Origin of the sequence: Streptomyces sp. CBMA156 (assembly GCF_014596515.1) — a bacterium.
Lineage (GTDB): Bacteria > Actinomycetota > Actinomycetes > Streptomycetales > Streptomycetaceae > Kitasatospora.
The window spans coordinates 1-9,030 of record NZ_MSJQ01000089.1 but is presented as its reverse complement, the minus strand read 5'-3'; the positions used below and the strand labels follow the sequence as shown (position 1 = coordinate 9,030).

Sequence of the window (9,030 nt, the reverse complement as noted above, 5' to 3'; positions counted from 1 at the left end):
CCCGCGGCGGCCAGGCCGGGCCCGCCGGACCGGGAGTCGCTGGCCCGGACCCTCGGCGCGCTGCCCGCCGACGTCACCGGCGCACTGGTCAGGGTCGACGGCCCGGGCGCGCGGTGGCGCGGCACCTCGGGGGAGGACGTGCCGGCGAACGCCCGGTTCCGGATCGGCAGCGTCACCAAGGTGTTCACCGCGACCGTGCTGCTCCAGCTCGCCGCCGAGGGCAAGGTCGACCTGGACGGCACCGTCCAGCAGTACCTGCCGGAACTGCTCCCGGACGGCTACCCGCCGGTCACCGTGCGGCAGTTGCTCAACCACACCAGCGGCCTGCCCGGAGGCGGCGGCATGACCTCGGGGGACGGCAGCACGGCGTGGTTCGCCGCCCACAGGACCACCTACTTCAGCCCGCGGCAGGTGGTGGAGGACATGCTCACCCAGCCGATGAACTTCGCGCCCGGCACCGCGCAGCAGTACAACGGCAACGGCTACTTCGTCGCCGCGCTGGTGATCGAGAAGGTCACCGGCGACGACTACGCGGACCAGGTGCGCCGGCGCATCACCGGCCCGCTCGGCCTGCACGCCACCTACGTCCCGGCCGCCGACGACCTGACCGTCCGCGGCCCGCACGCCACCGGCTACGTGGACGTCCGGAACGCCGACGGCAGCACCGCCCGGGTGGACGTCACCGAGCAGAGCCCGTACCCGTGGGCCGAGGGCGGCATGATCTCCTCCGCCGCCGACCTGGAACGCTTCTTCGAGGCGCTCTACCGCGGCCGGCTGCTGCCGCCCGCCCAGCAGGCCGAGGTGTTCGCCGTGCCCGACCTGCCGAACGACCACAACAAGAACTGCGAGATCGGCCCGACCGCGGGGCACGCCTGCTACAGCACCGCCGGTCTGCTGCGCACCGTCCTGCCGAACGGCACCGAGGTCTGGGGCAAGAACGGCTCCAGGCCCGGCTTCACCAGCGCTGTCTTCGCCACCCGCGACTTCTCCCGCAGCGTGGCCATCGGGCTCAACCCGACCGGCATCAGCGGCGAGGAGTTCCCCACCCTGTGGAAGCTGGTGACCGCCGGTTTCGGCTCCGGCCAGGTGTACGGACAGCACTGAGCCCGACGGCACCGCGGGCGGCCGGCACCGGGAGACCGGCACCCGGCGGCCGGCACCGAACCGCTCCCGGAGGGCCGTTGTCAGTCCCGTGCGCTACGTTCGTCGCGTTCACCAGGGCACACGGCAGGACGACGGGGGCGGGCGCACCATGGCCGACGTGATCACGGAGGAGCCGGTCGAGCTCCAGCTGGAGCGGTACCGCACCGAACTGACCGGCTACTGCTACCGCATGCTCGGCTCCGTCTTCGAGGCCGAGGACGCGGTGCAGGAGACGATGGTCCGCGCCTGGCGCGGGCACCGGGGCTTCGAGGGGCGGGCCGCGCTGCGCTCCTGGCTGTACCGGATAGCCACCAACGTCTGCCTGGACGCGCTGAACGGCCGCAACAGCCGGGCCCGGCCGATGGACCTGGCCGGCCCGGTCACGGTGGCCACCGCCCACGGCACCCAGCTGCCCGAGGTGACGTGGATCGGTCCCGCGCCGGACGGCCGGGTGCTGTCCGAGACGGGGGATCCGGCCGAGGTGGCCGCCCAGCGGGAGTCGGTGAAGCTGGCCTTCGTGGCCGTGCTCCAGCGCCTCGCGCCCCGGCAGCGGGCGGTGCTGGTCCTGCGCGAGGTGCTCGGCTGGAAGGCCGCCGAGGTGGCCGAGCTGCTCGGCGTCACGGTGGCCTCGGTCAACAGCGCGCTCCAGCGCGCCCGGGCGGTGCTCGCCACCGACGCCCCGGCCGCCCGCCCCGCCCCAGCGCTGGACGAGGACCACCGTGCGCTGCTGGACCGCTACGTCCGCGCCTTCGAGACGTACGACATGGACGGCCTCGCCGCGCTGCTGCACGAGGACGTCACGCTCAACATGCCGCCGTTCGCGATGTGGCTGCGCGGGCGGGGCGAGATCCGGGACTGGATGCTGGGCCCCGGGCACGGCTGCCGGGGCTCCCGGCTGCTCCCGGTGACGGCCAACGGCGGCCGGGCCTTCGGCCAGTACCGGCCGAGTCCGGGCGGCGGGCACGAGCCGTGGGCGCTGATCGTGCCGGAGGTGTCAGGGGGCCGGATCACCGGCTTCACCAGCTTCCTGGACACCGACGCGCTCTTCCCGCTCTTCGGCCTCCCGCCCCGGCTCGACGCCGGGCCCGTCACCGGGCCGGGGCGGGAGGCCGCCGTGGGGCCCGTCGCCGAGTAGCTCCGCGAGGTCCAGGGGATCGGCCGTGCCCGGCAGCAGCGCCGCGAGGCCGCTGAACGCCAGCAGGTCGCGCAGCGGGCCGCCGGCGTTCAGCAGCACCACGGCCACCCCGTGCCGGGCGGCGGCCAGCCGCAGCCGGGCGAGGGCGTCGACGACGGCCAGGTCGGGGGCGGTCAGCGCGCCCAGGTCGCAGGTCAGGACGGGACTGCCCGGTGTGGTCTCCATGGTGTCCATGCCGGATAGGACCGCCGGGTCGGCCGCGACTCATCGGTCGGGTGGCAGAGTGGGGCCGACCGGACCGACCCCGCCCTCAGGAGGAGCACCGTGACGGCTGAGCCCTTGAAGTCCCGTGAGGAATGGCTGGCCTCCCTGCCCCGGATCTACGCGGCGGCGGGCTGCCTGCTGCGGGACGAGTCGGGCCGGATCCTGATCGTGAAGGCCGGGTACCGCGAGCACTGGCAGTTCCCTGGCGGCACGATCGACCTCGGCGAGGGCCCGGTCGAGTGCGCCGAGCGGGAGTTGGAGGAGGAGACCGGCATCGTCCAGGAGGCGGGCGAGCTGCTGGCCATCTCCTGGACCCATGCCTCGGCCGAACTCGACCACCCCGCCCAGCACTTCATGTTCGACTTCGGCACCGTCCCGGACGGCACCCCCGTGGCCGTCCCGGCCGGTGAGCTGGACGACCACCGCTGGGCCGCCGTCGAGGAGGCGCTGGACCTGCTCGGACCGGCCCGTTCGGCCAGGCTGCGGGCGGCGCTGGAGGCGGCTGTCGACGGCCGGGTCCGGATCGTCACCACCCGCGTCTCCGGGTTCTGAGCGGACGAGCCCTGCCCCGGGCGCGAGTCCCGGACGCGAGTCCCGTCCGGGAGGCCGGTCCGCGAGCTTCCCGTCCGGGGCAGGGCGCCCGGGTCTCACTGCTGGGGCCCGGACTCCTCGTTCCGCGCGGCGATGATGGCGGCGATCGCCTCCGAGACGAAGGTCTCCGTCTCGGACTTGTCCACCCGCAGCCCGGCGAGCACTCCCTGGCCGTTCTCCAGCTCCAGGAGCGCGAGCAGGATGTGTTCGGTGCCGACGTAGTTGTGCCCGAGCTTGAGCGCCTCCCGGAAGGTCAGCTCGATCACCTTCTTGCCCTGGGCGTCGTACGGGATCAGCGCGGGCACCACCTGCTCGACGGCGGTCGGCAGGGCGGCGGTGGCCGCCGTCCGGACGGCCTCCGGGGTGATGCCCTGGGCGGCGAGCGCCTTGACCGCGATGCCCTCGGGCTCGGCGAGCAGGCCGAGCAGCAGGTGCACCGCGGTGATCTCGGCGTTGGCGGCCTTCCTGGCCTCCTCCTGCGAGGCCACCACGACCTTGCGGGCCCGGGGCGTGAACCGGCTGAATCCCTGGCTCGGGTCGAGGTCGTTCGGGGCGCCCGGGTCCTTGGGGACGAAGCGCTTCTGGGCGGCCTGCTTGCTGACGCCCATGCTGCGGCCGATGTCGGTCCAGGAGGCGCCGGAGCGGCGGGCCTGGTCGACGAAGTGGCCGATGAGGTGGTCGGCGAGGTCGCCGAGGTGGTCGGCGGCGATGACCGCGTCGGAGAGCTGGTCGAGCGCGTCGGGGTGGACCTTCTTGATCGCGGCGATCAGGTCGTCGAGGCGCAGCGGAGTGCTGGTGGGAACAACGGGATTCTCCATGCGTCAACCGTAGGTTGTCGACCCGATGGTCGTCAACCATCGGTTGACGATGGTCGTGGAGGTTTCGCGGGCCCGCGCTACGCGGCGGGCAGCAGCCGCTCCCGGACGGCGGCGATCCGTGCGGGCGTCACACCGGCCGCGAGCAGGTAGCCGGCCGGGTCGAAGCCGTCGAGCGCGGCCGCCAGCGCGGCCTCGGCGGTGGTCCCGGCCTCGGCGAGCACCGCGTCGATCCGGCGGTACGGGTCAGGCAGGCCGAGCATCCCGTACAGCGGGCGGACGTTGGGGCCGCTCAGCAGGTAGTCCTCGGTGATCGCGGCCCGGTCGACCCCGGCCAGGGCGAGCAGCAGCAGGGTGGCCAGGCCGGTGCGGTCACGGCCGGCGCCGCAGTGCACCACCACGCCGCCGGGGCGGGCGCCGGCGATCGCGGAGACCAGCGCGGCGGCGGCGTGCGGGCAGTGGTCCAGGTACGGGCGGAGCGCGAGCGGGGTGCCGTCCAGCCGCCCGTGGGCCTCCCACCAGGCGGGGCCGGCCAGTTCGTCCAGCGGGACGCGGACCAGGTCGACGTCCTCGGGGAGCGGGAGGAGCGGTTTGTACTCCTCGGCGTTGCGCAGGTCGACCACGGTGCGGACGCCGTGGTCGAGGAGGGTGTCCCAGCCCTCGGCGGTGAGGCGGTCCAGGTTGTCCGCCCGGACCATCGCGCCGCGGGCGGTGAGCCGCCCGGACGCGGTGGGCAGTCCGCCCAGGTCGCGGACGTTCAGGCAGCCGTCCCAGACCAGCGTGCGGTCCTCGGTCCTGATCGGCGCGTGCGTCGTCCGGTTCATGGGGCTCCCCGTTTTCTCGTCGGGGGTCCCGTTACCCCCTCGTTATAACGACTCCCGGGAGATCCGGATGGTTCCTCGCTGTTCGAGTCCCCGGAACCGGCTGTTCGGGGAAGGGGCGGGCCGGGCGCCCGGGACGGACCGCGTGCTCAGGCGGTGGTCGGGGCCTCGGCCTCGGCGCGGACCAGCCGCACGATCGGGTCGGTCGCGGTCTGTCCGAGCAGCGAGCCGGCCACGATCGCGCCGATCAGGAAGACCGTGGACAGCCAGGCCATGGTCGACACCGGAAGGGTGAAGGCGCCGGTCACCCGGGCCGCGCACTCGGCCAGCAGCACGGTGCCCCAGATGCCGGAGAACAGGCGCTCGTGGCGGCGGAAGGCCCGCGACCCGGCCGCCCGGCCCTCTGCCAGCCGCTGCCAGGCGGCGGCGCGCTCCCGCCTGCCCCTGGTGATGAAGGGCATCAGTATCGGGGTCATCACCGGCCGGCCGATCAGCGCGGAGACCAGGATCGCCAGCGCCACGGTGCCGCTCAGCCCGCCGTCCTTGGCGATCATCAGCCGGGCGTCGCCGGTGACGAAGGTCAGGGCCAGGCCCGCCAGGTTGACGGCCAGCATCAGCGCGGCCCACAGGTTGAGCGTGCGTTCGCGCAGCAGGCCGAGGACGGTCCTGGCGGCCGGGAAGGCACTGCTCCAGGCCAGCGCGGCGAACTCGCTCAGACCGAGGGCCGAGTGCAGCAGGAAGTAGCCGGCGAGCGGGACGGCCACGTCGAGGGCGAGCGGGCGGAGCCCGGAGACCAGCGGGTTCGGCGCCTCGGCGCCGGTGGCCGCCGGGGCGACCGGAGCGGGAGCGGTGACGGTGCTGGCGGTGGCACTGACGGTCTGGCTCACGGTGGGTTCCTTCCCGACTGGTGGCCGCGGGCCGCTGCCCGCGTCGTGCCTCCAGTCTTTCCGTCCGACCCTCCGTCAGAGCAGTGCCGTCCGTTGCGTCATCCGCGTGACAGCTGTCATGGTGCGCGCCGTGACACCCCCTGTGACCTGCGGTTTCCTAGCCCTCGACGGGGAAGGTCCACAGCTCGCGGCCCAGGGTGTCCAGGCAGCGGACGGTGCCGAAGCGCTCGTCCCCGGCGGACAGGAAGCCCTGCGCGGTGCCCGCCAGGACGATCCGGGCGACGCCGTCGCCCCTGGCCCAGGCGCCGGTCAGCACCAGTGCCCGGCCGGCCAGTTCGGCGCGCTGCACCCGAGCCACCGAGGCGGTCAGCAGTGCGGCGTTGACCGCCTCCAGCTCGGCGGGGGAGAGGTAGGTCTCGCCGGTGGACGTGCGGTCCGCCTCGGCCCGGCGCCGCAGTTCCGGCAGGCCGTAGTGGCGCACGGCGGCGACGGCGTCGTCCAGCGGGAGCCGCCAGCGCGGCCCGGGCAGCACCTCCCACCAGACGTCCTCGCCGACCGGCAGCACCTCGCCGATCCGGGCCCGCCAGGTCTCGACGCCGTACCGGGTGCGCGGGTCGGGCCGATGGCCGGGGAGGGCCGCGGCGGTCCAGTCGGTGCGGCGGACCAGGCTGAGGTCGAAGGTGAAGGGCACCCGGTCGGCGGCGGGGCGCTCGACCAGGCCGAGCAGCAGCCAGTGGGTCTCGTCCGGCAGGCTGAAGGTCCGGCGCCACCCGGTGAGGCCCAGGGCGCGCAGGGCGGGTGCGAGGTGCTCGCGCAGGCCCTTCGCGTGGAGCTCGTGGGCGGTCGTCATCACGGTCTTTCCTGCTGGTCGGGCTGCCGGGGGTGGTGCTCCCCGCCGGATCGGAGCGGCCCGGCCCGGAACGGCCCGGACGGACCTGGGGAGGGAGCGCGCGACCGGGGCCCGCACGGGTCGTGCGTGCGCCCGCGAAGGGGACCGCGAACGGGCAAGGTCACGGCGGCGGGCCGGGTGCGTCGGCGGATCCGGCATCCGGGCGCGTCGGCGGCCCGGACTGCTTCGCCTACCGACAACGTAGGCCGGACGGGCCCCTCAGGACCGTGGGCGAACGGCAGCAGTCCTCGGGACCTTGGCCCCGGCCGGGCCGGTCGTTCGGCCGGGACCGAGGCGTTCGCCCGAATGGCGCATCATGTGGCGGGTGCAGAGTGCAGAGCGCCCCGGAGCGGGCACCGGCGGCCCCGTCGGCCGGTCCGGACCAGTACCACCCGCCGGCCCGTCGCCCGGCCCGGATCCCGCTCCCCCCGACCTGACCGAGGCGGTCCGCGCCGCGCAGGGCGGGGACGAGGAGGCGTTCCGGCTGCTGTTCCGGACCGTCCAGCCGGGTCTGCTGCGCTACCTGCGGGTGCTGGTCGGCGGCCGGCCGGAGGACGCGCAGGACGCCGAGGACATCGCCTCGGAGACCTGGCTCCAGATCGCCCGTGACCTGCGCGGCTTCTCCGGCGACGGGGACGGCTTCCGCGGCTGGGCCGCCACCGTCGCCCGCCACCGGGCCCTCGACCACCTGCGCGCCCGGCGCCGCCGTCCGGTCGCCGACCTGCCCTTCGAGCAGCTGGCCGGGCTGGCGGCGGGGGACGACACCGCGAGGGCCGCGCTGGCCACGGTCGGCACCGCCGACGCGCTGGCGCTGATCTCCCGGCTGCCGCGCGACCAGGCCGAGGCGGTGCTGCTGCGGGTGGTCATGGAACTGGACGCGGAGAGCGCCGCCCGGGTGCTCGGCAAGCGGGCCGGCAGTGTCCGGATGGCCGCCCACCGGGGCCTGCGGCGGCTGGCGAAGCTGGTGGAACCGCTCGCCGGAGGGGGCGGCATCCCGGCCGCCAGGGGCGAGGGAGCGGCCTCCGGGGCCCCGGCGACCGCGGCCGGTGCGGCCCCCGGAACGGGCGGTGGCGAGGCCGCCGGGCGACCCGCGGGGAAACCCGCGAAAAAAAGTTCTCCGCAGGGTGTGACAGAACGCCGGGCCGCGACGCTGAAGGACATGAGATGAGCACCAACCGATCCCGTCGGATCGACCGTGATGCCGCCGAGCAGCTGCTCGGTGGTGCCGTGGGCGGCCCGTCGGCCGGGCAGGACGCCTCGCTCACCGGACCGGACGGCGGTCCCGGGCAGCTCGCCCGGGTGCTCGCCGCGGCCGCCGCCCCCGCGGCGGCCGGCGAACTGGCCGGGGAGGAGGCCGCCCTGGCCGCGTTCCGGGAGGCGAGTCTCGCGCCCGACCCGACAGTGACCCCCGTCCGGAGACGATCGATGGCAACCGCCGCGCTGGCCAGGGCCTTCAGCACGAAGGCCACTGCCGTCGTGCTCGGCGCCACCGTGCTGTGCGGCGTCGCCGTCGCCGCCGGCACCGGCAACCTGCCGTCCGCGCTGGGCGGTGGCCCCCGTCGCCCGCCACCGGGCCCTCGACCACCTGCGCGCCCGGCGCCGCCGTCCGGTCGCCGACCTGCCCTTCGAGCAGCTGGCCGGGCTGGCGGCGGGGGACGACACCGCGAGGGCCGCGCTGGCCACGGTCGGCACCGCCGACGCGCTGGCGCTGATCTCCCGGCTGCCGCGCGACCAGGCCGAGGCGGTGCTGCTGCGGGTGGTCATGGAACTGGACGCGGAGAGCGCCGCCCGGGTGCTCGGCAAGCGGGCCGGCAGTGTCCGGATGGCCGCCCACCGGGGCCTGCGGCGGCTGGCGAAGCTGGTGGAACCGCTCGCCGGAGGGGGCGGCATCCCGGCCGCCAGGGGCGAGGGAGCGGCCTCCGGGGCCCCGGCGACCGCGGCCGGTGCGGCCCCCGGAACGGGCGGTGGCGAGGCCGCCGGGCGACCCGCGGGGAAACCCGCGAAAAAAAGTTCTCCGCAGGGTGTGACAGAACGCCGGGCCGCGACGCTGAAGGACATGAGATGAGCACCAACCGATCCCGTCGGATCGACCGTGATGCCGCCGAGCAGCTGCTCGGTGGTGCCGTGGGCGGCCCGTCGGCCGGGCAGGACGCCTCGCTCACCGGACCGGACGGCGGTCCCGGGCAGCTCGCCCGGGTGCTCGCCGCGGCCGCCGCCCCCGCGGCGGCCGGCGAACTGGCCGGGGAGGAGGCCGCCCTGGCCGCGTTCCGGGAGGCGAGTCTCGCGCCCGACCCGACAGTGACCCCCGTCCGGAGACGATCGATGGCAACCGCCGCGCTGGCCAGGGCCTTCAGCACGAAGGCCACTGCCGTCGTGCTCGGCGCCACCGTGCTGTGCGGCGTCGCCGTCGCCGCCGGCACCGGCAACCTGCCGTCCGCGCTGGGCGGTGGCCCGGCCGAGGCGGAGCACACGCTCGGCGGCCGGG

The 9,030-nt window shown here is 75.4% G+C and carries 9 protein-coding genes and 2 pseudogenes; 6 read left to right on the top strand and 5 right to left on the bottom strand.

All coding sequences use genetic code 11. The features are described 5' to 3' along the window. Window positions 1-1,104, top strand: a 1,104-nt coding sequence (locus BU198_RS07635) for a serine hydrolase domain-containing protein (protein ID WP_188296073.1), incomplete at its 5' end; no start/stop codon positions are given. Window positions 1,105-1,252: 148 nt separating this feature from the next. Further along, window positions 1,253-2,278 carry a sigma-70 family RNA polymerase sigma factor gene (locus BU198_RS07630; RefSeq protein WP_188296072.1) on the top strand — a complete coding sequence of 342 codons (1,026 nt, stop codon included), beginning with the start codon at window positions 1,253-1,255 and terminating at the stop codon, window positions 2,276-2,278. 57 nt (window positions 2,279-2,335) lie between these two features. Here BU198_RS07630 and BU198_RS41905 read toward each other — a convergent pair. Beyond that, window positions 2,336-2,503 (bottom strand): annotated as a pseudogene (locus tag BU198_RS41905) (sulfate transporter); the annotation flags it as partial. Between the two features lie 99 nt (window positions 2,504-2,602). Here BU198_RS41905 and BU198_RS07625 point away from each other — a divergent pair. Then, complete coding sequence (locus tag BU198_RS07625; protein ID WP_188296071.1) at window positions 2,603-3,094, top strand: NUDIX domain-containing protein; 492 nt, start codon at window positions 2,603-2,605, stop codon at window positions 3,092-3,094. Window positions 3,095-3,189: 95 nt separating this feature from the next. Here BU198_RS07625 and BU198_RS07620 read toward each other — a convergent pair whose 3' ends face one another. The 4 genes from BU198_RS07620 to BU198_RS07605 form a co-directional block, all read right to left on the bottom strand. Next, window positions 3,190-3,951 carry a Clp protease N-terminal domain-containing protein gene (locus tag BU198_RS07620; protein ID WP_188296070.1) on the bottom strand — a complete coding sequence of 254 codons (762 nt, stop codon included), beginning with the start codon at window positions 3,949-3,951 and terminating at the stop codon, window positions 3,190-3,192. A gap of 77 nt (window positions 3,952-4,028) precedes the next feature. Then, window positions 4,029-4,772: a tyrosine-protein phosphatase gene (locus BU198_RS07615; RefSeq protein WP_188296069.1), complete on the bottom strand. Its 744-nt coding sequence runs from the start codon at window positions 4,770-4,772 to the stop codon at window positions 4,029-4,031. Between the two features lie 146 nt (window positions 4,773-4,918). After that, window positions 4,919-5,656 (bottom strand): VC0807 family protein, encoded by a 738-nt coding sequence (locus BU198_RS07610; RefSeq protein ID WP_188296068.1) that lies wholly within the window; start codon window positions 5,654-5,656, stop codon window positions 4,919-4,921. A gap of 157 nt (window positions 5,657-5,813) precedes the next feature. Further along, window positions 5,814-6,506 carry a hypothetical protein gene (locus BU198_RS07605; RefSeq protein ID WP_188296067.1) on the bottom strand — a complete coding sequence of 231 codons (693 nt, stop codon included), beginning with the start codon at window positions 6,504-6,506 and terminating at the stop codon, window positions 5,814-5,816. A gap of 355 nt (window positions 6,507-6,861) precedes the next feature. On the opposite strand from BU198_RS07605, the gene BU198_RS07600 reads away from it, so the two are divergent. The 3 genes and pseudogenes from BU198_RS07600 to BU198_RS07590 form a co-directional block, all read left to right on the top strand. Continuing rightward, complete coding sequence (locus tag BU198_RS07600) at window positions 6,862-7,713, top strand: RNA polymerase sigma factor (protein WP_188296066.1); 852 nt, start codon at window positions 6,862-6,864, stop codon at window positions 7,711-7,713. Between the two features lie 381 nt (window positions 7,714-8,094). Beyond that, the gene (locus tag BU198_RS41900; RefSeq protein WP_317620008.1) at window positions 8,095-8,610 is read left to right on the top strand and encodes an RNA polymerase sigma factor; all 516 of its coding nucleotides are present in this window, start codon (window positions 8,095-8,097) and stop codon (window positions 8,608-8,610) included. Continuing rightward, window positions 8,607-9,030 (top strand): annotated as a pseudogene (locus tag BU198_RS07590) (hypothetical protein); the annotation flags it as partial. The gene BU198_RS41900 and the pseudogene BU198_RS07590, both read left to right, overlap by 4 nt.